The organism is Methanoculleus sp., assembly GCF_035363275.1.
Lineage (GTDB): Archaea > Halobacteriota > Methanomicrobia > Methanomicrobiales > Methanoculleaceae > Methanoculleus.
The window spans coordinates 25,678-47,600 of sequence record NZ_DAOSET010000020.1; the positions used below are offsets into that span (position 1 = coordinate 25,678).

General features: G+C 62.0%; 20 protein-coding genes. 16 read left to right on the forward strand and 4 right to left on the reverse strand.

Features of this window, described 5'->3' with window-relative positions; all coding sequences use genetic code 11:
- Positions 1-22: 22 nt before the first annotated feature.
- The 5 genes from wecB (at position 23) to PLN84_RS05965 (ending at position 7,410) form a co-directional block, all read left to right on the forward strand.
- Positions 23-1,102, forward strand: coding sequence for a UDP-N-acetylglucosamine 2-epimerase (non-hydrolyzing) (wecB, locus tag PLN84_RS05945; protein WP_292383768.1), 1,080 nt, complete (start codon positions 23-25; stop codon positions 1,100-1,102).
- Positions 1,103-1,120: 18 nt separating this feature from the next.
- The gene (locus PLN84_RS05950; RefSeq protein WP_292383766.1) at positions 1,121-2,494 is read left to right on the forward strand and encodes a nucleotide sugar dehydrogenase; all 1,374 of its coding nucleotides are present in this window, start codon (positions 1,121-1,123) and stop codon (positions 2,492-2,494) included.
- 61 nt (positions 2,495-2,555) lie between these two features.
- Positions 2,556-3,764 carry a glycosyltransferase family 4 protein gene (locus PLN84_RS05955; RefSeq protein ID WP_292383765.1) on the forward strand — a complete coding sequence of 403 codons (1,209 nt, stop codon included), beginning with the start codon at positions 2,556-2,558 and terminating at the stop codon, positions 3,762-3,764.
- Positions 3,749-4,999 (forward strand): prenyltransferase/squalene oxidase repeat-containing protein, encoded by a 1,251-nt coding sequence (locus PLN84_RS05960; protein ID WP_292383763.1) that lies wholly within the window; start codon positions 3,749-3,751, stop codon positions 4,997-4,999. The genes PLN84_RS05955 and PLN84_RS05960 overlap by 16 nt, the downstream gene beginning before the upstream one ends.
- 263 nt (positions 5,000-5,262) lie before the next feature.
- Positions 5,263-7,410, forward strand: coding sequence for a bi-domain-containing oxidoreductase (locus PLN84_RS05965; protein ID WP_292383762.1), 2,148 nt, complete (start codon positions 5,263-5,265; stop codon positions 7,408-7,410).
- 320 nt (positions 7,411-7,730) lie between these two features.
- Here PLN84_RS05965 and PLN84_RS05970 read toward each other — a convergent pair whose 3' ends face one another.
- Complete coding sequence (locus PLN84_RS05970; protein ID WP_292383760.1) at positions 7,731-8,942, reverse strand: archaeosine biosynthesis radical SAM protein RaSEA; 1,212 nt, start codon at positions 8,940-8,942, stop codon at positions 7,731-7,733.
- 493 nt (positions 8,943-9,435) lie between these two features.
- Here PLN84_RS05970 and PLN84_RS05975 point away from each other — a divergent pair, with 493 nt between their 5' ends.
- Both PLN84_RS05975 and PLN84_RS05980 read left to right on the forward strand, forming a co-directional pair.
- Positions 9,436-10,863 (forward strand): AMP-binding protein, encoded by a 1,428-nt coding sequence (locus PLN84_RS05975; protein WP_299952492.1) that lies wholly within the window; start codon positions 9,436-9,438, stop codon positions 10,861-10,863.
- Between the two features lie 16 nt (positions 10,864-10,879).
- Positions 10,880-12,268 (forward strand): AMP-binding protein, encoded by a 1,389-nt coding sequence (locus PLN84_RS05980; protein ID WP_348531969.1) that lies wholly within the window; start codon positions 10,880-10,882, stop codon positions 12,266-12,268.
- A gap of 4 nt (positions 12,269-12,272) precedes the next feature.
- Here PLN84_RS05980 and PLN84_RS05985 read toward each other — a convergent pair whose 3' ends face one another.
- The gene (locus PLN84_RS05985; protein ID WP_292558523.1) at positions 12,273-13,301 is read right to left on the reverse strand and encodes a GNAT family N-acetyltransferase; all 1,029 of its coding nucleotides are present in this window, start codon (positions 13,299-13,301) and stop codon (positions 12,273-12,275) included.
- A 306-nt stretch (positions 13,302-13,607) separates the two neighbouring features.
- Positions 13,608-14,624 (reverse strand): GNAT family N-acetyltransferase, encoded by a 1,017-nt coding sequence (locus PLN84_RS05990; protein WP_292558522.1) that lies wholly within the window; start codon positions 14,622-14,624, stop codon positions 13,608-13,610.
- Positions 14,625-14,807: 183 nt separating this feature from the next.
- Here PLN84_RS05990 and PLN84_RS05995 point away from each other — a divergent pair, with 183 nt between their 5' ends.
- From PLN84_RS05995 to PLN84_RS06025, 7 genes are all read left to right on the forward strand, one after another.
- Positions 14,808-14,999 (forward strand): hypothetical protein, encoded by a 192-nt coding sequence (locus tag PLN84_RS05995; protein ID WP_292558521.1) that lies wholly within the window; start codon positions 14,808-14,810, stop codon positions 14,997-14,999.
- A 96-nt stretch (positions 15,000-15,095) separates the two neighbouring features.
- A complete protein-coding gene (locus PLN84_RS06000; protein ID WP_299952493.1) occupies positions 15,096-16,532 on the forward strand; it encodes an AMP-binding protein in 1,437 nt (478 codons plus the stop codon).
- Positions 16,511-17,623, forward strand: coding sequence for a CapA family protein (locus PLN84_RS06005; RefSeq protein ID WP_292384253.1), 1,113 nt, complete (start codon positions 16,511-16,513; stop codon positions 17,621-17,623). Before PLN84_RS06000 ends, PLN84_RS06005 begins: the two co-directional genes overlap by 22 nt.
- A 182-nt stretch (positions 17,624-17,805) precedes the next feature.
- Entirely contained in the window at positions 17,806-18,687 is an 882-nt protein-coding gene (locus PLN84_RS06010) for a thiamine pyrophosphate-dependent enzyme (RefSeq protein ID WP_292384252.1), read from the forward strand.
- Positions 18,681-19,793 carry a transketolase C-terminal domain-containing protein gene (locus tag PLN84_RS06015; protein ID WP_292384250.1) on the forward strand — a complete coding sequence of 371 codons (1,113 nt, stop codon included), beginning with the start codon at positions 18,681-18,683 and terminating at the stop codon, positions 19,791-19,793. Before PLN84_RS06010 ends, PLN84_RS06015 begins: the two co-directional genes overlap by 7 nt.
- Complete coding sequence (locus PLN84_RS06020; protein WP_292384248.1) at positions 19,786-20,313, forward strand: 2-oxoacid:acceptor oxidoreductase family protein; 528 nt, start codon at positions 19,786-19,788, stop codon at positions 20,311-20,313. Before PLN84_RS06015 ends, PLN84_RS06020 begins: the two co-directional genes overlap by 8 nt.
- Complete coding sequence (locus tag PLN84_RS06025; RefSeq protein WP_292384247.1) at positions 20,310-20,555, forward strand: 4Fe-4S binding protein; 246 nt, start codon at positions 20,310-20,312, stop codon at positions 20,553-20,555. Before PLN84_RS06020 ends, PLN84_RS06025 begins: the two co-directional genes overlap by 4 nt.
- Here PLN84_RS06025 and PLN84_RS06030 read toward each other — a convergent pair.
- On the reverse strand, positions 20,530-20,925 hold the full coding sequence (locus PLN84_RS06030) for a hypothetical protein (protein ID WP_292384245.1): 396 nt from the start codon (positions 20,923-20,925) through the stop codon (positions 20,530-20,532). The two genes, PLN84_RS06025 and PLN84_RS06030, sit on opposite strands and share 26 nt — an antisense overlap.
- Before the next feature lie 159 nt (positions 20,926-21,084).
- Between PLN84_RS06030 and PLN84_RS06035 the strand changes: the two genes are divergently transcribed.
- Together PLN84_RS06035 and PLN84_RS06040 are read left to right on the forward strand one after the other, a co-directional pair.
- Positions 21,085-21,387, forward strand: coding sequence for an Hsp20/alpha crystallin family protein (locus tag PLN84_RS06035; protein WP_292384243.1), 303 nt, complete (start codon positions 21,085-21,087; stop codon positions 21,385-21,387).
- 199 nt (positions 21,388-21,586) lie between these two features.
- The coding region (locus PLN84_RS06040) for a DUF255 domain-containing protein (protein WP_348531970.1) at positions 21,587-21,923 on the forward strand (337 nt) is incomplete at its 3' end.

A 21,923-nucleotide genomic window follows, 5' to 3' on the forward strand; every position in this document is an offset into this window, starting at 1 on the left:
GAGTACAGAGGAGAGGTGCAGAATGATCGGAGTAATACTCGGCACACGGCCAGAGATCATCAAGATGTCTCCCGTCATCAGGGAGTGTGAAGCAAGGGGGCTTGACTTTTTTATCCTCCATACCGGACAGCACCACTCTTACGAGATGGACCGGGTCTTTTTTGAGGAACTCGACCTGCCGGACCCGGACTACATCCTCGATGTGGGCTCCGGGACCCATGCCGGTCAGACAGCGAAGATCATGACTGGCGTCGAGGAGGTTCTGGCAAAAGAGCCGCCCGAGATCGTCCTGGTGCAGGGGGACACGAACACCGTCATGGCCGGGGCCCTCGCGGCATCGAAACTCCAGGTGCGGGTAGGGCACATCGAAGCGGGCCTCCGGAGTTTCAACCGCCGGATGCCCGAGGAGATCAACCGGGTGCTCACCGATCATATCTCGGATTACCTCTTTGCCCCGACGGAGAACAGCCGGAAGAATCTCCTCGCGGAAGGGATTGCCGACCGGAGGATCTGCGTGACCGGCAACACCATCGTCGATGCGGTGTACCAGAACCTCGACATATCGAGAAGAAAGGTCAACGTCTTAAAGGATCTCGATCTCAAGCCCCGGGAGTACTTTCTCGTCACCGCCCATCGTCAGGAGAACGTGGACAACCGCACAAGGCTCAAGGAGATCTTGAAAGGGCTTGCAGGGGTGCAGAAGGAATTCTCCCTGCCGGTCGTCTTTCCGGTCCACCCGAGGACCGAGAAGAGGATCAAGGAGCTGGGTATCGGGGTCGACGGATTAAACCTCACCAAACCCTTCGGGTTCCTGGAGTTCCTGCAGCTTGAATCTCAGGCCAAACTCGTGCTGACCGATTCGGGGGGCGTCCAGGAGGAGACCTGTGTTCTCGGGGTACCCTGCGCTACGATGCGCTACGACACAGAGCGGCCCGAGACGCTCGCTGTCGGATCAAACGTTCTGGTCGGTACCGAATCGGGAAAGATCCTTGAAGGGGTCCGTTCCGCAGCCATGTCTCCACGTGGCTGGGAGAATCCCTATGGCGACGGCATCGCCGGAAAGATGATTGTCATGGTCTGTGCAGCTGCACGGCCCCAATAACCTAACGGGGAACGTAATATGAAGATCTGTGTACTGGGATTAGGATACATAGGATTACCGACTGCGCTGCTCTTCGCCGCTCATGGGGCGAACGTCGTGGGCGTCGACGTGAAGCAGAGCGTGGTGGATTGTCTGAACCACGGGAACCTCCCGTTCAACGAACCGGGGATTGAAAGCCTGTACCATGAGGCAAAAGTTCGATTCCGTGCCAGGACCGAACCGGAAGCCGCGGACGTCTTCCTGATAGCCGTGCCGACACCCCTGGATCCCGCAACGAAGGTCTCCGACCTCTCATACGTCAAGAAAGCGGCCGAGATGATCGCCCCTCATCTCGCTGAGAAGAACCTGGTCGTCCTCGAATCGACCGTCCCGCCCGGAACAAGCGAGCGGGTCGTCATCCCCAGGCTTGAGAAGAGCGGCGTTGCAGCCGGAGAGTTCCTGTACGCCCACTGCCCCGAGCGGGCAATCCCCGGGCGAACCCTGCAGGAGATGACGGGTAACAGCCGCGTCATCGGCGGGTACGACCGGGACTCCATCGACCGGGCGACCGCCGTCTACCAGACCTTCGTCCGCGGGCAGATCTACCAGACCGACACGCGGACGGCGGAGTTCGTCAAGTTGATGGAGAACACCTGCCGCGACGTGAACATCGCGCTCGCGAACGAGTTCGCCCAGCTTGCGGAGGAGTGCGGGATCAACGTCTGGGAGGCCATTACCCTCGCAAACAAGCATCCCCGGGTCTCCATCCTCAAGCCCGGCCCGGGTGTCGGCGGACACTGCATCGCCATCGACCCCTGGTTCCTGACCGAGAACTCGACCCGGTGCAGGATGGTCGCAACAGCCCGGGAGGTCAACGATTCCATGCCGAACTATGTGCTGCACATCGCCCGCAGCCTGCTTGCCGGCATCAGAAACCCGACGATCTGCATCTTCGGTGTTGCCTACAAGGGCAACATCGGCGATACCCGGGAGAGTCCGGCATTCAAGTTCATCCAGCTCGCCGAGAACGAAGGGTATGCCGTCAGGTGCTACGACCCGTACGTGGGAGAGTTCCCGCACCTACTCATAGATGCGGCGGATGCGGCGGCCGGGAGCGACTGTCTCGTCGTCCTCACCGATCACGACTGTTTCCGCGCGATCGATCCGGCAGGGCTCCGGATGAGAACGAAACATGTCATAGACGCCCGGAACATTCTGGATCACGAGAAATGGGTCGGCCAGGGCTTTTCCGTCAGGGTGCTTGGTGACGGGTCGTTGCTTCAGCCGGTGCCGCTGGGCGAGGTCATGCCCCCGGCAGGCCTGTATTCTGCAGATGCCACGCGATCGATTGCACCTCCGTCGCCACCGTCGATCTCGCTGCTCTCACCAAACGGACGGGAGGGCTACATCTAACCCCGGCGAGGAAATTGCAATCGATCTTCGGCGGCCGCGTTCAGACACTGCGAGGAGCTTCATGAAACAGGTATGTATCGTATCACAACACTTTCCACCGGAAAAATCAGGTAACGCATCACGCATCTATGACACCGCCGTGCATCTCGCGAACCTGGGTATCGGCGTCACCGTGCTTGCGCCGCACCCCACGTTTCCCACCGGCTCGTTTCCCCGCACCTGGAAGCGGTCGGACGTGCGGGAGGTCGACGGGGTCCGGGTCGTGCGCCTCTGGACCTGGCAGCCGGGCTCGGGGGACCCCGGGTTTGCAAGCAGGATGGCCTACTACCTCACCTTCCCGGTCCATGCCGCACTCTGGCTCCTCTTCGCCCGAAACCGGTTCGATGCGATCATCACGTCGGCACCGCCCCTCTTCACCGGGATCCCGGGATACGTCCTGAAACGGACAGCAGGGGTAGCGTGGATCCTCGATATCCGCGACCTCTGGATCGACGCATCGATAAGTCTTGGTTTCCTCCGGGAGGGAAGCCTCTACGAGAGGGCGAGCCGGCGGTTCGAGCAGATCTGCCTCTCGCGGGCCGACCTCGTCGGCGTCACGACCGAAGAACTCGGGCGACGGATCTCGTCGCGTTATCGGGTCACGGCTCCCATGGCGTTGATGCCCAACGGCGTCAACACCGACGTGTTTCGTCCCGCAAACGGCGGAAAGAAACGGCAGATCATCTACGCCGGCAACGTCGGGCACGCCCAGGACCTCGATAAGGTGGCCCTTGCCGTCAAGTCGATGAACGGCAATTACAACCTGAAACTCCTCATCGTCGGCGATGGTGACACGAGGGAGAACCTTGAACGGCTGGTGAAAGCGGAGAGCCTGACCGGCTCGGTCATCTTTACGGGCATCCTCCCGCGTGAAGAGATCCCGCGGCTCCTCTCCGAATCCCTGATCGGGGTGGCGCCCTTAAAGCAGCTCAAGAACCTCGAGTACGCCGCCCCCACCAAAGCCTACGAGTACATGGCATGCGGGATACCCTTCATCGGCTGTGGAAGCGGTGAGATCGCCCATCTCGCAAACGATTCGGGTGGCGGGGTCATCGCCGAGAACACGCCGGAGGCGATCGCTGCGGCACTCACCGCCCTCCTGGACGACCCGGGAAGGATGGAGGAGATGGGCCGCCGGGGCCGGGAGTACGTCGCGGAGCACTACGATCGGCGAGCAGTCGCCCTGAAACTGAAGCAGTACATCGAGAGGATGGCATGGACGGGCACCTGACGTCGTTCCTTACCCGGGTAACCGAGGAGGTCAGGGAACTCGCCGTCGTCGAAGGTGAGACCGCATACCTCCGCGACCCGGTCTTTCCGGTCGTCCGGAACCGCGTCCACGCCGAGGTCGTGAAGGCGATGCTCCGGCAGGGCGGCGACCCGCTCGTGGGCCCGATCCTGAACTACGTCGCGGCCTGTCAGAACCCGGACGGGTCCTACAACGAGATCCACGTCAACTATAACGAGCCTTCGGCTCTGGTCGCCGCCTTTGTCGGCGACGCTCTCCTGGAGGCGGCGGACCGGTATCCGCACGAGGGGGTGCTCCGGAAAGCCCGGGACTTCGTCGTCGCCGCCGAGAAACGCCCGGGGTACTTTCTGAAGTCCTCGGGGTATACCGCCGACCATCTGAACGTCGACGCCTCCTGCGGGGCGTTCCTTGCCCGGTATGCAGACCGGTATGACGACGAGGAGGCGCGTGCAGCCGCCCTGCGGGCGGCGGAGAACGTCGTCCGCCACCAGAGAGAGGGCGTCTATCCCTATGCCGCCGATAAGGGGACCTACCCGTACGTCTTCGACCTTCCCTGTGCGCATTACCAGGGGGTGACGATCTACTACCTCGCAAAGATAAACGAGGTGCTCTGCGATGAGAAGATCGAGCGGAGCATCGCGGAGGGAGTCCGGTGGCTCGCGGCAGCTCAGCGCCCCGATGGGCGGTTCGACTGGTCGGGGAGCGGGCTTTCCTTCGCCTACTACCTCTCCGGGGCGTACGCGTTTGCCCATGCCTCATTCGTCTACGCATCCCGGACAGACGACCGCTACCGGGAGCACGCCGAACGCTCGCTCGACCGGCTCGATGAGATCGTGCGGGGGCTCGCTCCCCGGTGGGAGCCGGGACCCTGGATCGGTCTCATCCCGGCCGTCGCCACGACGGCAAAGACGGCGGCACTCGGGGGTTACCCGCTCAAGCACCGGGCGTTCCGGTTCGGTTACGGCATGTACCGGCAGATCGCCCGCAGGCGGTACGCAGAGACCGCGGAGACAGGGTCGTTTGAGGTTTTCTGCCGGCTGCTCGGGATCCGGCCGTCGACCGTAGAGCCGTCGAAAAACTTTCCCGATCTCTTCATGACGTCAGAGATGCTCGACTGCCTCACTCAGTCAGGGATATGGGGGAACCACAGGTCAACTACCCCCCTAACGGAGGGGGCTTGCACCGGGAATCACGGAGACTGCAACGATGCAATTTAATTCGCACGAAGTTTGCTTTAACCAGCCTTATTCGCACCGGCCGGTTGACACGGCCACAACCGATTATCCGTGGAACCACGGAATCACCGGCTACTTGACGTCCCCCGTCAGCGCACATCATCCGCAAGTAGTGTGTGTAAACTCCTCTCCAGGAGTCGGCGTCAGTGTGCTAGTAACCAGGATATCGACTTCAGAACACAAAAACATTATGGAGGGGCAATTCCTCCCCACCCTTTAGAGTGGGGCCTCCTTGCCCATTGGAGATGAAACAGGTACTGCTCGACCTTCAGTCAGGGTCCATCCGGGTGGAGAACGTCCCCGTTCCCACCGTAACAAGGGGGGTTGTCGTCCAGAACGCCTACTCCCTCATCAGCGCCGGCACGGAATCGTCGCTGATCGGCCTCGCACAACAGTCGCTCGTCGGCAAGGCAAAAGCGCGTCCCGACGACGTGAAGAAAGTCCTCCAGAAGATCGGCACGGACGGCCCCCTGCCGGCGTACCAGCAGGCGATGGGTCGTCTCACGAGGCCGGAGCCGCTCGGCTACAGCTGTGCCGGGACCGTGGTCTCGACCGGGGCCGACGACTTTGAGGTCGGCGACCGCGTCGCCTGCGGCGGGGCCGGGCATGCGGTGCATGCCGAGTACGTCTCGGTCCCGAAGAACCTCTGCGTCAAGATCCCCGACGGCGTCAGTTTCAAGGAGGCGGCCTTCACGACCGTCGGGTCGATCGCGATGCACGGTGTCCGCAACGCCAGGGTCACGGTGGGCGAGAGCGTCGCGGTGATCGGGCTCGGGCTGATCGGCCTCCTCTCGGTGCAGGTCCTCAAGGCCGCAGGGTGCCGGGTCATCGGGATCGATATCGACCGGGAGAAACTCGCGCTCGCGGCAAGCCTCGGCGCCGACATCGTCTCGAACTACGACGGACTCACCGAGAGGATGAAGGCCTTCTCCCCGTTCGGGGCGGATGCGGTCATCATCACCGCGGCCACCCGGTCGAGCGCTCCCATCGAGGCCGCCGGCCGCCTGGTCAGGAGCCAGGGGCGGGTCGTGGTCGTCGGGAACGTAGGGATGGACGTGCCCCGGGACGTCTTCTACGAGAAGGAGGCGGAGGTCGTCGTCTCGCGGTCCTACGGCCCCGGGCGGTACGACCGGAACTACGAGGAGAAGGGGGTCGATTACCCGATATATGTTCGGTGGACGGAGCGGCGGAACATGGAGGCGTTCCTGGAACTGGTGCAGCAAAAAAGGATCGATCTCGACCGCCTGATCACCCACACCTTCCCCCTCGATGCCGCACCGGAGGCTTACAACCTCATCAACACGGGAAAGGAGCGGTTCATCGGGGTTCTCCTGCAGTACAGCCCGAACGGTGCGGGCGCAGCCGGCACCGTCACCCGCCTCCCGGAGCCTCCCGCACGGCGGCGGGCGGTTCCGACCGGGGCGCGGACGCTCGGGTGCATCGGTGCCGGGGTCCACGCCCTCTCCGCCCTCTACCCGAACCTCCCGCGTCTCCCCGTGAACCTCGCGGGGCTCGCGACCGCGACGGGGCTCTCGGCCCAGACGGTCGCGAAGAAGTACGGGTTTGCCTACTGCACCACCGACTACCGTAAGGTCCTTGAGGACCCCAATATCGACGCGGTGATGATCGCGACGAGGAACGATCTCCACGCCCCGATGGCGATCGAGGCGATGCACGCCGGAAAGGACGTCTTCGTGGAGAAGCCGCTTGCGACCGAGATCGAGAGTCTCCGGAGGCTTGTCACGGCATGGAACGAGTCCGGGCACCGGGTGCAGGTCGGGTTCAACCGGCGCCACTCGCCGCTTGCGCTGCGGATGAAGGATTTCTTCGGGAACCGGACCACACCGGCAATCCTGCACTACCGCGTCAACGCCGGGCAGATCCCTCCCGAGCACTGGGTGCACGACGGCGAACAGGGTGGGGGCATGCTGATCTCAGAGTGCTGCCACTTCATCGACTTCATGCAGTATATCACCGGGGCACGGCCGGTCCAGGTCTACGCCCGGGCCATCGAGCCGACCGGGACCCTTCAGAAGTACGACAACTTCCAGGCCACCCTGACCTTCGACGACGGGTCGCTCGGCACCGTCACCTACACGACGCTCGGTGACCGCTCCTACTCAAAGGAGATGGTCGAGGTCTTCTGCGGCAACGCGGTCGGGAGGATCACCGACTTCCGCGACCTCGAACTCCGGCGGGACGGGAAGGTATCACGGGAGAGGCGGTGGCTCGCCCAGGAGAAAGGGTTTGCCGAGGAACTCCTGGCGTTCGTGAAGGGCGAAGAGCCGGACTTCGTCGGCAACGTCGCAACAACGCTTGCGACGTTTGCGGCCTGGGAGTCGATCGATACCGGGACGCCCCGGGAGATCGACCTCGGGAAGGTCGGGCTTTAACACTCTCTCTATTTTAGTTCGGAACATCTCTGGTTGACCGGGGTCCGGCAACTACCCATGCACTTCATACTCATGCGAAGTGCGCGAAGACTGGTGGTTGCAGACACTCATCTTCACGTCCTTCACGGGAAGCACCTGCGCTTCATCCGTGAAGGTGTGCCGCGCTGGAGATGATCCTGACCAGAAGGCAATGGCTTCCGACAGCCTGAGAAGAGAACGGCGCACGGTGACGTACGTGAAGAAAAGTATACGGGAACCGACCGGGCATCGCGCCCATCCGGCCCCCACCGGGTTCACAAGGTATGGGCGGCAGGATCCGCTTATACCGCGGATACTCTTGCCTGTCGGATGTATGCAAGCTGCTCGCGGATCCTCTCCGGGATCGTGCGGGAGTCTTCTACCAGAACGGCCTCCCTCCACCCCTCGCCGCGGCACGAGCAGTCCAGTCCCTCGAACTCCCCCACGTCGAAGCGGCAGTTGTAGCGCTCGATCGCCCTGGTGACTTCGGCATCGCACTTCCCGCAGTTCCGGGCCCAATCGAGGGACTCGACCGAGTAGTTCCAGGGGCTGACGTAGATGTGAGCATGATCGCCGAACTGCTCCTGGCACCGCTGCAGGAGGTCGACGAGGCTCCAGAGCCACGGCGGGCGGTAGAGGTTGTTCTTCCAGAGTTCATGCACGACGGTGTTCTTCTCGACCGTCATCACTTCGAGGTCGACGTAGTCTATCCCGCGGGATATGCAGTACGCTATGGTCCGCAGGATATCGTTGATCCCCTCCGCCTCGGTGAGGAAGGGTGGTTTCACGAGCAGGAGCGGCTTTGTCAGCACGCCCATGCCCCGCATCCTCGAATGGAAGTGATCGAAATTGCTTGCCGAGAACCCCTTGTTGATGCAGAGGTTCATCACCTGGGTGTCCGCGGACTCAAACCCGAACGCCACCTCGAGCTGCCGCCCATTCAGGGCCTTCTTCATCTTCTGCACGTGCTCATCCGGCGAGTAATCGATCCTTGACTCGACGACCACCTTCTTGATGTTCGGGTAACCGTTGATGTACGAGCAGATCTTCTCGATAGCGGCAACCGGCATCTCGCGCTCGTTAAAGATGTTCCCGTCGTTGTAGATCGAGACGATCGGATAATCCCCCAGATCGACGGTGTTCATGACGTGCTCGAACTGTGCGACGTACTCCGCAGCCGAGACCTCCCTGCCCCGGGACGTCGCACAATAAAACCCGCACATGGTGCATCCCCCGGTCTTCTCGACCCACTCGCAGCCCGTGGAACGGAGGAAGATGATCAGCCGCCTGGTGGGCTGACCGTCAAGGTAGCCTACCCGCTCCTCCCAGCCGATAGGAACAGTGAAATCGAGGTCTTCAGGGGCACCGCCATTCTGCCTGCGCAGCCCGCCGGCCAGTGCCCGTATCTCACCCAGAACATCATTTTCCGTTGGGAGACTTGTGAAGATCTCCGCATTGCTACCGCTATCAGGTACGGCCTTATCTAGAATAATAATCCCCCCTGCCTCCGGCATGCACCACATACGCGAAGGTGCACGGCCCGGGTGGCTGTCGCCTTATCTTACCAAGACATACCCCTGATAGGCGTTTGCATATTTATAGTTTATCCAAATACGTCCGCCATAGGTTTGGCTTTGCCAAACGGCATTCTGTGCCTGGAAATCCAGGAGATTAAACCCCCTGCCGAAAGAAGAGAGATCTGAACCATCACCGGATCTTTCCGGAGGGCTATCTGTGCGTTTATGCGACGCTGATCGCACAGGGAACTCATGCCAGCATGCCAATTTATATATACAGGATTTGGGGGTATACTCTCCCGATGAACGGGGGGCGTTCACGGCCGGAGGCACCGGCCCCGGCCGGTTTACCGGAAAGCGGCCGGTGCGAGACGAGACCGGATATCCTGGTTGTCTCGTCGGCGAAAGGCCGGGAAAAGCACAGGAGCAGAATGACGATGTCACACCGGTACGTATGATAGAAGAGTTCATAAGAAGAGGAGAAAACACCATGATACGCCAGGGAGAGAAGGTCTACGGCCGCGAATCGTTCACGGCAAAAGCCATCGGGATCCTCCCTTCCTACAACGTCTACCAAAAGACCTACTCCCTCCTCCAGCAGTCTCAACGGTGGAGCCGGGAAGAACTCGCGGCCTACCAGATGCAGGCGCTCTCGCGCCTGCTCGATCATGCCTACGAGAACGTCCCCTACTACCGCCGGGTCTTCCGGGACCAGGGCCTTGTCCCGGGTGACGTCCAGACTCCGGGGGACCTCAACCGCCTCCCCTTCCTGACCCGGGACGACCTGCAGAAGAACCTCCCTGACCTGAAGGCCAGGAACTACCCCGAGTCGGCCTTCGAGTACGTCACCACCGGCGGCTCCACCGGCATCCCGGTCGGGTTTTACTACGAGCGGGGTGCCTCACGCGCCCGGGAATGGGCGTTCATGAAGACCCAGTGGGACCGCGTCGGCTACCGGTTCACCGACCGGTGCGTCGTCCTCCGGGGCTACGTCGTCGGATCCCAGAAGACCGGGACCTACTGGAAGCGAGCCCTCCTGGGCCGGTGGCTGATCATGTCCTCTCACCACATGACCGAGGAGACCATGCCAGCCTACATCGACCGGATCCGGCGGTTCAAACCCCGGTTCATCCAGGCGTACCCGTCGATCGCCGCGATCCTGGCCCGTTACATGGAAGAGCACGATATCGAGCCGTTCCCCACGGTAAAGGCGGTCCTCTGCGGGTCCGAGAACCTTTACCCCTGGCAGCGAGACCTCATCCGCGAGGCGTTCGGGTGCCGGGTCTTCTCCTGGTACGGGAACTCCGAGCAGACGGTGCTCGCCGGAGAGTGCGAGGAGAGCACCCGATACCATGTCTTCCCCGAGTACGGGATCGTGGAACTGATCGGGCGGGACGGCCGGCCCGTCGAGGGACCGGGCGCGATGGGAGAGGTGATCGCGACGAACCTCACGAACTTCGTCTGCCCGCTCATCCGCTACCGGACCATGGACCTTGCCATATCAGCCGAGGGGCCCTGCACCTGCGGGCGAAACTACCCCCTCTTCGAGCGCGTGGAAGGCCGGGTTCAGGACTTCATCGTGACGGGCAAAGGAGATCTCCTCTCCGGGATCACTATGAATATTGATACCAAGGCGTTCGATAACGTTAAACAGTTCCAGTTCTACCAGGAGAAACCCGGGGAGGTCGTCCTGAACATCGTGAGAAAACGCACATTCAGCGAGCGGGACGCGGAGCATCTCTACCGGGAAGTTAGCCGGAGCTGCGGCGATGACGTTATCATCGTTCTCCGGTATGTCGATGACATCCCGCTCACCGCCCGCGGCAAGTACCGCTACTTCGTCCAGAACCTGCCGGTACATTTCAGCGAGAGGGAGGTGGTAACGGTTGAACACGTATCCTCCGATGTGTCCGCCTGATCCGGGAGATGTGCAGATGAAGGCCGGTCTGTTGAAGTGGGCATCGCATGCAAATCCCCTCACCGTGAAGGCGCTCAGCCTGGTGCCGTCCTACCGCACCTATCGGGAGATGTACGCGCTCCTCCAGCGGTCTCAACGGTGGAGCCGGGAGGAACTCGCGGCCTACCAGATGCAGGCGCTCTCGCGCCTGCTCGACCATGCCTACGAGAACGTCCCCTACTACCGCCGGGTCTTCCGGGACCGGGGCCTCGTCCCGGGTGACGTCCGGACTCTCGGGGACCTCGAACTCCTTCCCTTCCTGACCAAGGAGATCGTCCAGGCCAACCTTCCCGACCTGAAGGCCAGGAACTACCCCGAGTCGGCCTTCGAGTACGTGCGTACATCCGGTTCCACCGGCATCCCCATGGGGTTCTACTACGAGCAGGGCGTCTCGCGCGCCCGGGAATGGGCGTTCATGAAGACCCAGTGGGACCGCGTCGGCTACCGGTTCACCGACCGGTGCGTCGTCCTCCGGGGCTACGTCGTCGGATCCCAGAAGACCGGGACCTACTGGAAGCGAGCCCTCCTGGGCCGGTGGCTGATCATGTCCTCTCACCACATGACCGAGGAGACCATGCCAGCCTACATCGACCGGATCCGGCGGTTCAAACCCCGGTTCATCCAGGCGTACCCGTCGATCGCCGCGATCCTGGCCCGTTACATGGAAGAGCACGATATCGAGCCGTTCCCCACGGTAAAGGCGGTCCTCTGCGGGTCCGAGAACCTTTACCCCTGGCAGCGAGACCTCATCCGCGAGGCGTTCGGGTGCCGGGTCTTCTCCTGGTACGGGAACTCCGAGCAGACGGTGCTCGCCGGAGAGTGCGAGGAGAGCACCCGATACCATGTCTTCCCCGAGTACGGGATCGTGGAACTGATCGGGCGGGACGGCCGGCCCGTCGAGGGACCGGGCGCGATGGGAGAGGTGATCGCGACGAACCTCACGAACTTCGTCTGCCCGCTCATCCGCTACCGGACCATGGACGTTGCCATATCAGCCGAGGGGCCCTGCACCTGCGGCCGTGCCTATCCCCTGCTTGAGAAGGTGGAGGGGCGACTCCAGGAGTTCATCGTGACCCGGGGCGGGCACCTGATCTCCGTCACGCCCATCAACTATGAATCGGGAGCGTTCGAGAATATCAGGCAGTTCCAGATGTATCAGGAAGAGGTGGGCGAACTCATCATCAAGGTCGTCAGAAAGCCGACCTACACCGAGGAGGATACCCGGCAGCTGACCCGGGAACTCCAGTGGCAACTCGGCGACGAAGTGAACGTCCACGTCCGCTTCGTCGACGAGATCCCCCGCACCAGGGGCGGCAAGTTCCGCTACCTGATTCAGGAACTCCCGATATCGATCGGGGACCTCTAGTGGATCAGTCGATGTGGGAGATGACCCGGCGTTTCAGCCAGGGTTTGTTGATGACGGAACTGTAAGCCCATTCCGCCAGGGTTCCAACCATATCTTTCTGGCAGACCTCCATATACATGCCGAGATCCGAACAGAACTTCGCCTTGAAGAAGTTCAGTTCCGGCGTGTTCGCTCCGATGTTCTCGAAGATCTGGTAACCCCGGGCCCGTGCACGCTGGACCAGGAGCCACTGGAGGTACTCGTTTGCCGAAATGCCTTCGATCCGCGGCGTTCCCATCCAGAGCAGGAACCGGCGGTACTCCTGAGTGGCGACAGCCCCCGTGAGTGTGCCTTCGTGGTCGTAGAGATAGTAAGTCGCGAGATGGTCCGGGTATGCCCGGAAGAGGTCCTCAAAGTAGCGCTTGCTGACCATCGGGATGTTCATGTCCGGCTGACTGAACCGCTCCGCAAGCGACGTATACAGTATCGATATATCGGTGCTCCGCACGAGGTCCATTCCGGCCTTCTCCGCCCTCCGGATCTTGTTGCGGAGTTTGTAGTGGAAGTCACCCCAGATACCCTCGGTAGACCGCGAGAGGTCGATCGTGTAGGTGTAGTGGACCTTTGGAGCATACCCCCGCCAGAGGAACTGCCTGACGTCGGTGAAACCGGGAACCAGGACCAGGGAGAAGTAGTGCGGTGAGATTGCATCGATCTCCGCGGAGAGGTCGGTCGCAACGAGGTCCATGACCACTTCTTTCTTGCCCAGTTTCAGCGCATCAAACTCCTTTGCCAGGACGAGACCCTGGTAGGGGATGACCGCCTGCATGGGCGGCGGCGAGAAGAGCATCTTTACCCCGTGCGTGCTCTTGAAGTAGAGCGGAGCGAGACAGACAAGCTCCTCCCCCTTGTAGACCCCGTACGGAAGGAGCCGGTACCCCGTGTGCTGCGCGGTGATCGTCAGGTAGTCCCATTTGTGAAAAAGCAGTCCGTAAGGACTTGCATCAACAAACGAATCCCAGATCTCTCGATCGTTCACGAGTTTGAGCACCATAGGCCTGACTTCCGGTCGATTGGTTTGCCAGATCGCGTCCGCTACAGGATAGCCGGAACTGATATATATACATATCCCGCACCAACCTCCGGCCACAGAGGCCTGCACCGTTCTGTGGGGGTTCGGGAGCGGCCCGGGCCCGGGAGGACACCCCACGATCGCCCGGCGTGGTGGTCGGGTCACCTCTCGATCTCGGACCTGTTGACGATGCTGCCGTAGGCCCACCACACGACCCTGCCCGCTTCGTTTCGACACTGTCGGGTCGCGGCCGGTATCGAGAAGAGGAGGGGAGTCCGGCAGCGAGGCCTAGACCCTGCCGGCAGTGATCATCAGCCGCTTGACGAAGGTGAGGTACGCCCATACAGAGACCGACCCGAGGGTATCTTTCTCCTCGATCTCGAAGTACATCTTGAGGTCCGGGTTGAACTTCGACTTGAAGAAGACCAGATCCGGGTTGTTCGCCCCCATGTTCTCGAAGACCCGGTAGCCTTCGCTCTTTGCACGCTGGATCAGGAGCCACTGGAGGTACTCGTTTGCCGCATGGGCCGTCTGGACCTTCGGCGTCCCTATCCAGAGCAAGAACCGTTTGTACTCCTGGGCTGCCACCACAGCTGTCACCTCATCCTCTGCATCGTAGAGAAAGTAGATCCCGATCCGTTCGGGGTAGGCACGCATGAGGTCTTCGAGGTAGTCCCGCCTGATGGGTGGGATATCGAGCGACGGGTCACGGAAACGCTCGGAGATGAGCCGATGGAAGGTGGCGACATCGGTCGTCTTCTCCAGTCGGAGACCGGCTCCGGCCGCCTTCTTCAGTTTGTTCCGGAGTTTGGTGTGGAGGTTGTTCCAGAGCTCTTCAAGCGATCTCTCCAGGTTGATGGTGTAGGTATACCGGACCCGTGCGTCGCACCGGTTCCAGAGGTAGTGGCGTACATCGTTGAACTCCGGGACAAACGTTATCGAGAGGAAGTTCGGTGAGAAACTCCGAATCTCGTCCTGGATCTCCTCCGCGACCATCCCGAGGAGGGACTCCTTCTTGCTCTGTTTGAGCCCCTCGAAGTTCCGGCTCATCACACACCCGAGGTGGGGGATCGTGGTGAGCGGGGGAGGGGAGAAGACGGCGTTAATGCCGTGCATTCGTTTGCAGAAGAGTGGGAATACGCATATCAGTTCATCCCCCTTGGAGATCGCACAGGGGATGAGTGTGCTCTCCGTATGCTTTGCAGTCAGGTTGAGGTAGTCCCACTTATGAAAGAGGAGCCCAGACGGACTCTCGTCGACGAAGGTGTCCCAGGTATCTCTGTCGTCAATTCTGTTCACGGTCATCTATCACCATCTCCTCGTCGCCCTGTTTGGTATTCGGCGACCTCTAATCATCTCTCCGGTCTATATACCTTTCTCCAGGCCCGGTGGATCCTGCAGCATGAAGCCCCGGGACCGGGCGTGACCATCCCGCCCGGGTCATTCCTGACAGGAACCATTATATATAGCGACACGTGAGGTAGGGGCATGGTTGCACTCCGCCTTCTCGCCATGGACGACGTTTCGTTTCGTTCGTGGGAGGGCAATGGCTCAGGTGTGTACGGCGACATCTGGGTGTTCATCCCGGAAAAAAGTCTCTTCCCTGAGTTCTTGAAGCACTTTCATCGTGCATCCGGCCGAGATCTGGTCTCCATACCGTATTCTGAGAATTTCTTCTGAAGGCGCACACATCTGCCGTCCTGCCGCGCCGCCGGTATCGCTCCGTATCATCCGGAGCAAAACGTTTAATGCGGAGCACCAATATCAGCAGTGTCGATGAGTGTGCGGATGAGTTATCAGAGATTGAAGGCTCTCCGGCTTGACAATTCTGTGACGATGAGAGCGCTTCACATCCTCCCCGCTTACTCTGCCTATCAAAAAACCTACTCCCTCCTCCAGCGGTCTCAACGGTGGAGCCGGGAAGAACTCGCGGCCTACCAGATGCAGGCGCTCTCGCGCCTGCTCGATCATGCCTACGAGAACGTCCCCTACTACCGCCGGGTCTTCCGGGACCAGGGCCTTGTCCCGGGTGACGTCCAGACTCCGGGGGACCTCAACCGCCTCCCCTTCCTGACCCGGGACGACCTGCAGAAGAACCTCCCTGACCTGAAGGCCAGGAACTACCCCGAGTCGGCCTTCGAGTACGTCACCACCGGCGGCTCCACCGGCATCCCGGTCGGGTTTTACTACGAGCGGGGTGCCTCACGCGCCCGGGAATGGGCGTTCATGAAGACCCAGTGGGACCGCGTCGGCTACCGGTTCACCGACCGGTGCGTCGTCCTCCGGGGCTACGTCGTCGGATCCCAGAAGACCGGGACCTACTGGAAGCGAGCCCTCCTGGGCCGGTGGCTGATCATGTCCTCTCACCACATGACCGAGGAGACCATGCCAGCCTACATCGACCGGATCCGGCGGTTCAAACCCCGGTTCATCCAGGCGTACCCGTCGATCGCCGCGATCCTGGCCCGTTACATGGAAGAGCACGATATCGAGCCGTTCCCCACGGTAAAGGCGGTCCTCTGCGGGTCCGAGAACCTTTACCCCTGGCAGCGAGACCTCATCCGCGAGGCGTTCGGGTGCCGGGTCTTCTCCTGGTACGGGAACTCCGAGCAGACGGTGCTCGCCGGAGAGTGCGAGGAGAGCACCCGATACCATGTCTTCCCCGAGTACGGGATCGTGGAACTGATCGGGCGGGACGGCCGGCCCGTCGAGGGACCGGGCGAGACGGGCGAAGTGGTCACGACGAACCTCACGAACTTCGTCTGCCCGCTCATCCGCTACCGGACCATGGACGCCGCCGTCCTCGGGAACGCGCCGTGCTCCTGCGGCCGCGCCTACCCACTGCTCGAGAAGGTGGAGGGAAGGCTCCAGGAGTTCATCGTGACGAAGGACCGCCGGCTCATACCGATGACCGCGGTGAACATGCACTCCGGTGTCTTTGACAACGTCGCGCAGTTCCAGTTCTACCAGAAGCGAGAAGGGGAGGTCCTGCTGCGGATCGTAAAAAGACCCAGGTATACTGAAGAGGACACGGCGTGGATCCTTCGGGAACTCGGAGAGAAGTTTGAGGGCGACGTGGATGTGACCATCCGCTTCGTCGCGAAGATCCCCCGCACCCGGCTTGGGAAGTATCAGTTCCTGATACAGGATCTACCGCTGGACCGGTGGGGCATATCAGAGGATGAGAAAGAATGGAGAACGGAATCAGGTTGATAGCAGCCGGCGACATCTGGCTGCGGACAGAGGGCAACCGGGACCCGTTTGCGGAGGTCCGGCATCTCCTCGGAGATAAGGACATCCTCTTCGGGAACCTGGAGACGACTCTCTCGGAGACGGGGGAGCCGGCAGAGAAGCATCACGTCATCTCCATATCGCCCGATGCGGCCCGGTACCTCGTGGATGCCGGGTTTGACGTCCTGAGCGTTGCAAACAACCACTCCGGCGACCGCGGCGCCGAGGGGTTCAGGAACACCCTCGACTCCCTCGAGAGCCGGGGCATCCTCCCGCTCGGGGGCTCGGCGACGGAGAGCCGGCAGGAACCGGTCATCCTTGAGCGGAACGGCATCCGGGTCGGGTTTGCCGGCTACACGATCGGCAAACTCGTTCTCTCCCGCGAAGTCTCGATCAACCGGCTCGTCGAGGAGGAGATCATCGGGGATATCGCCTCGCTCGCGGGCCGGTGCGACCACATCGCCGTCTCGCTGCACTGGGGGGCGGAGATGGTATACTACCCGTCGCCCGACCAGGTCGACCTTGCGCACCGGCTCATCGACGCGGGGGCCACCCTGATCCTCGGCCACCACCCCCATACCATGCAGGCGATCGAGCGATACCACGGGGGGCTCATCGCCTACTCGCTCGGGATGCTCCAGTTCGAGCACCGCTGGCCTCACAACCTCTCGCGAGAGGCGATCGTCCTCGCGGTCGACCTCGAGAAGAACGGCGTCGTCGGGGAGTGCCGCGTGACCCCGCTCCTCGTCGACGACAATTTCATCCCCCACATCGCCACGGGATTCGAAGGCGAGAATATCAAGAATTTCCTCGCCGAGATCTCGCGGGAGGTCGCCGAGGGCGAGATCACCGAGAGGCGGTGGTTCGAGGAGGTCGCGCCGGTCTACATGAGGATGAACATTGAGAGTTACCGCTACCGGATACGCCACAACGGCCCTCTTACCATCCTCGAGATGATGGTCTGGTTCTTCACCCCGTTCTGCTTCAAGTGCTTCGCCGGCCTGGCCCGCAGGGCGCTTCGGCCGGACTCGGCGCCACAGAGGCGCATGCCCGGGAGCGGAACCGGGAACTGAGACGGGGTGCGGGGGGTCGGCGGACGTTCCGGGCCCCTGACCCACCTCATTTTTTGCGCATATCGCGTTTCGACATCGTGTCACCGCCCGTTCTGCCAGAATTCCTCTGGATGCAGGAAGTTGATACCGCAAAACTCTCATTACAAATGGTGACAGATTAGTGAGGAGAGGAGTGTAAACATTTGTCCGCGATTCCAAAGGAGGAGTATCTCTATAAGTGCACGTCCGCGTGTGCGGGATGCAGCTCTTCCCTCTGTCTGCGCTATGTGCTGAAAGCGGCCGGCCCCGATACCGTTCTGGTCGTGCCTGCCTGTTGCACCAGCGTTATCCAGGGGGCGTACCCCGGCACGGCGATGGGCGTGCCTGTCTATAACATAGCATTTGCCGCAGCCGCTGCCTGCGCCTCCGGCATGAGCAACGCTCTTTCCACCCGTGGGAAGAAGACCAATGTCATCGTCTACGCAGGCGACGGCGGAACGGTCGATATCGGGATCCAGTCGCTTTCCGGGGCTTTTGAGCGTGGGACCAACTTCCTGTACATCTGCTACGACAACGAGGCGTACGGCAACACCGGCATGCAGCGGTCGGGCGCGACACCGCTCGGCGCGCGCACCACCACGACGCCCGGCGGCAAGCCCACGGCGAAGAAGGACCTCGACCGGATCGTCGAGGCGCACAACCCGCCCTACATGGCGACCGCCTGCAGCGCCTACCCCCTCGACCTTTACAAGAAGGTGAAGAAGGCGCTCTCGATCGAGGGGCCCAAGTTCATCCACATCCTCGCGCCGTGCCCGCCGGGGTGGCGCTACCCCACGGAGAAGACGGTCGAGATAGGGAAACTGGCTGTGAAGACCGGGACCTGGATCCTCTACGAGCGCGAGTTCGGGAAACTCACGATCAACGGCCCGTCGAAGACCGCGATGAAGAAGCCCGCGCCGCTCGAGGACTACATCCGTGGCCAGGGCCGGTTCAAGAACGTGAACCCTGAGATCCTCGACCTGATGCGGCAGCAGGTGGAACAGAATATCCAGCGTCTTTCCCGCGAGGAGGCCGGCGTATGCTGACGATCGCGACCGGCAACAAGGCAGTCGCGGCCGCGGTGAAAGCCGCAAAGCCGGGCGTCGTCGCCGCATACCCGATCACCCCCCAGACCGAGATCGTGGAGCAGATCGCGGAGTACGTCACCGACGGCGACCTTGAGAGCCGGTATATCCCCGTGGAGAGCGAACACTCGGCGATGGCCGCCTGCATCGGGGCGAGCGCCGGGGGCGTGCGCACCTTCACGGCGACGAGTTCCCACGGCCTCCTCTACATGCACGAGATGGTCCACTGGGCGGCGGGCGCGCGTCTCCCGGTCGTGATGGCGAACGTCAACCGCGCCCTCGGCCCCGGCTGGAACACCTGGGCGGAGCACACCGATGCCTTCTCCCAGCGCGACACGGGCTGGCTGCAGGTCTTCGTGGCCACGGTCCAGGAGGCTTACGACACCACCCTGATGGCGTTTAAGATCGCCGAGGACGAGCGGGTCCTCCTCCCGGTGATGGTCAACCTGGACGGGTTCTCCTTGAGCCACATCACGCAGGCGCTGGAGACGGTCGATATCGGCGACTTCCTGCCTCCCTACCACCTCCCGCACGCCGTCGATACGGAGAACCCCTGCGTCTACGGCCCCATGACCTTCTCAAACGACTACTTCAAGTTCCGCTGGGATATCGAGCGCTCGATGCGCGACGCAAAGGGCGTCATCGCCGATGTGGAGCGCGAGTTCGCGGAGCGGTTCGGCCGCTCATACGGTCCCACGGAGGACTACCGGTGCGAGGATGCCGATGTCGTCGTCGTCGCAATGGGAACGCTCGGCAAAGAGGCCGAGGTGGCCGTCGATCTCCTCCGCGACGAGGGGATCAAGGCCGGGTCCATGCGCCTGCGCTGGTTCCGCCCCTTCCCGGACCTCGACCTTGCCGGCCGGGAGGTCGTCGTCATCGACCGCGACTACTCCTTCGGCTTTGGGGGCGTGGTGGCCCACGCGATCCGGTCGAAGACCGGCATCGAGCCCTACAGCGTGATCGCCGGGCTCGGCGGCCAGGAGGTCACCTACAACGATATCGCAGGGTTTGTCCGGGACCGGCGTCCCGGTGAAGAGATGTGGTTTGGGGTGAGCGAGCATGTATGAGATACGGATCCACTCCCGGGGCGGGCAGGGCGGCGTCACCGCCGCAAAGCTCCTCGCCCTCGCGGCGTTCAGGGACGGCAAATACGCAACCGCCTGTCCGTTTTACGGGGCGGAACGGCGTGGAGCGCCGGTCGTCTCGTTCGTCAGGATCGATGACGAACCGATCAAGATCTACAGCCAGATCCACGAGCCCGACCTCGTGATCGTCCTCGATGCGAGCATCATGGACGTGGTGGATGTCCTGCAGGGCTTGAAGAAGAATGGAACGGTCCTCTTAAACAGCGCCCACCCGATCTCCGGGTGCAACGGGATCTGCCGTCACGTCGACCTGACCGGGATCGCGCTCGCAACGAACCTGGTCGTTGCCGGAAGCCCGATCCTGAACACCCCGGTGATCGGGGCGCTCGCGAAGATGGGCGTCGTCAGCCTCCCTTCGGCGCGGGCGGCAATCCAGGAGATGTTCTCCGACGAGAGGAACGTGAAAGCCGCTGAGGCGGCGTACGAGGAGCTGAAGGTATGAGAGAGAGACTTGCGCTCAGCAGGCCAAGAGAGGCCTCTTCGGGAAAGACAGGGTCCTGGCGGACGTTCCGGCCCGTAGTCGACAAGGAGGCGTGCAACGCCTGCGGGCTCTGCGCCCAGTACTGCCCGGATGGAGTCATCGACGAGGAGCTCAACGTTGACCTTGACTACTGCAAGGGGTGCGGCATCTGCGCAAACGAGTGCCCAAAACAGGCCATCACGATGGTCCGCGAGGAGCGCTGACCTCGTCGGCTCCGTCGACAGGGCATTTCGCCATATATTCCAGGTTGAACCGGTAGAAGTGCGTGTAGCCGCAGTTGCGGCACCGGGTCGTGAAGTGGCCGGACCCGATCGCGAGGTCGTGGAGGCCGGTCACCCCGCAATGTTTGCACCGCCCGTCGGCCTCGATCTCCCAGAGGTCGTGCCGGCCGAGGGGCGTGCAGATGCCGAAAGCCCTGCTGTTCTCAAACCGGGGGATGAAGATCCGGGTCGCGCCACATGCAGAGCAGATCACCTGCGCCTGCGTGGAGACCGCTTTTATGACCTGGGGGGCGTCCTCGCCGCAGTGGTAGCAGCGGGTGCGGTGCCGGGTGAAGATGAACCGCTCGCTCATGCATGATACTTGACGCCCTCCTGATAAAACCTCCCTCTACCGTCCACGTGCTGCACAGCCCGGGATCCGCCGCCCGGAAGCGCGGGTGCGAGAAGGCCGAACAATGCTAAACGTTAAATAGCACACTCACTCCTCTGTTGCCGAATAGGAGGGTATGAGATGGCAGCGTTAAGAGTCGCACCCTATGTCTGTGCTTACTCGGATGAGAACGAAGAGAACCTTCACATCGAGATCGAACTCCCCGGCGTTGATAAGAAGGATATCACCTTCAAGATGCAGGAGACGAGCTTCTCGATCGACGCCTCCCGCGGCGACGTCCGCTACGTCGGGACCTATGCGATCGGTTGCCCCGTCGATCCCAACGCGGCGAAGGCAACGTTCCGAAACGGCCTCCTGGCCGTGGACGTCCCCTATGTCCAGCCGGTCGCTGAGGAGACGAAGGAGATCCCCATCGCGGAGTGAGCGGGGCCTGTGACCGAGATCTCTTCTTTTTTTGACCCCATACCAGCCCCATCTGAAGCCGCGCTACCGATCTCAATCGATGACGGGGCGAAGGGTGCGATTCGCGAATCCGCGAAGGGGGGTCCCGGCGGTCCCGCGCGGAGCGTCATTTCTACCGGGAAGAGTCACCTTTATTAGGCTGCATCCGCACGTCAGGAGTATGAACCCGGCACGCGGACACGACCCGGAAGCGCCAGAAGCCCCGGTGCGGGAGGAGTCGCCTCCCAACCGGCTGATCCACGAACAGAGCCCATACCTGCTCCAGCATGCCCATAATCCCGTCGACTGGTATCCCTGGGGTGAAGAGGCTTTTTCGCGGGCGCAGGAGGAGGGCAGACCGATCTTCCTCTCCATCGGCTACTCGGCCTGCCACTGGTGCCACGTCATGGAAGAGGAGTCGTTTCGCGACCCTCAGGTCGCAAAACTCTTAAACGACGTCTTTGTCTGCATCAAGGTGGACCGCGAGGAGCGGCCGGATATCGACCAGGTCTACATGG

What these genes read in the sequence shown, in the direction of transcription:
- PLN84_RS05970 (WP_292383760.1), bottom strand. Translation starts at nt 8,942, where the DNA reads ATGCCGGAGGCAGGGGGGATTATTATTCTAGATAAGGCCGTACCTGAT.
- PLN84_RS06020 (WP_292384248.1), top strand. Translation starts at nt 19,786, where the DNA reads ATGTATGAGATACGGATCCACTCCCGGGGCGGGCAGGGCGGCGTCACC.
- PLN84_RS05950 (WP_292383766.1), top strand. Translation starts at nt 1,121, where the DNA reads ATGAAGATCTGTGTACTGGGATTAGGATACATAGGATTACCGACTGCG.
- PLN84_RS05995 (WP_292558521.1), top strand. Translation starts at nt 14,808, where the DNA reads ATGGTTGCACTCCGCCTTCTCGCCATGGACGACGTTTCGTTTCGTTCG.
- PLN84_RS05955 (WP_292383765.1), top strand. Translation starts at nt 2,556, where the DNA reads ATGAAACAGGTATGTATCGTATCACAACACTTTCCACCGGAAAAATCA.
- PLN84_RS06025 (WP_292384247.1), top strand. Translation starts at nt 20,310, where the DNA reads ATGAGAGAGAGACTTGCGCTCAGCAGGCCAAGAGAGGCCTCTTCGGGA.
- PLN84_RS06005 (WP_292384253.1), top strand. Translation starts at nt 16,511, where the DNA reads ATGGAGAACGGAATCAGGTTGATAGCAGCCGGCGACATCTGGCTGCGG.
- PLN84_RS06030 (WP_292384245.1), bottom strand. Translation starts at nt 20,925, where the DNA reads ATGAGCGAGCGGTTCATCTTCACCCGGCACCGCACCCGCTGCTACCAC.
- PLN84_RS06000 (WP_299952493.1), top strand. Translation starts at nt 15,096, where the DNA reads ATGAGTGTGCGGATGAGTTATCAGAGATTGAAGGCTCTCCGGCTTGAC.
- PLN84_RS05965 (WP_292383762.1), top strand. Translation starts at nt 5,263, where the DNA reads ATGAAACAGGTACTGCTCGACCTTCAGTCAGGGTCCATCCGGGTGGAG.
- PLN84_RS05990 (WP_292558522.1), bottom strand. Translation starts at nt 14,624, where the DNA reads ATGACCGTGAACAGAATTGACGACAGAGATACCTGGGACACCTTCGTC.
- PLN84_RS06015 (WP_292384250.1), top strand. Translation starts at nt 18,681, where the DNA reads ATGCTGACGATCGCGACCGGCAACAAGGCAGTCGCGGCCGCGGTGAAA.
- PLN84_RS05980 (WP_348531969.1), top strand. Translation starts at nt 10,880, where the DNA reads ATGAAGGCCGGTCTGTTGAAGTGGGCATCGCATGCAAATCCCCTCACC.
- PLN84_RS06035 (WP_292384243.1), top strand. Translation starts at nt 21,085, where the DNA reads ATGGCAGCGTTAAGAGTCGCACCCTATGTCTGTGCTTACTCGGATGAG.
- wecB (WP_292383768.1), top strand. Translation starts at nt 23, where the DNA reads ATGATCGGAGTAATACTCGGCACACGGCCAGAGATCATCAAGATGTCT.
- PLN84_RS05960 (WP_292383763.1), top strand. Translation starts at nt 3,749, where the DNA reads ATGGACGGGCACCTGACGTCGTTCCTTACCCGGGTAACCGAGGAGGTC.
- PLN84_RS05975 (WP_299952492.1), top strand. Translation starts at nt 9,436, where the DNA reads ATGATACGCCAGGGAGAGAAGGTCTACGGCCGCGAATCGTTCACGGCA.
- PLN84_RS05985 (WP_292558523.1), bottom strand. Translation starts at nt 13,301, where the DNA reads ATGGTGCTCAAACTCGTGAACGATCGAGAGATCTGGGATTCGTTTGTT.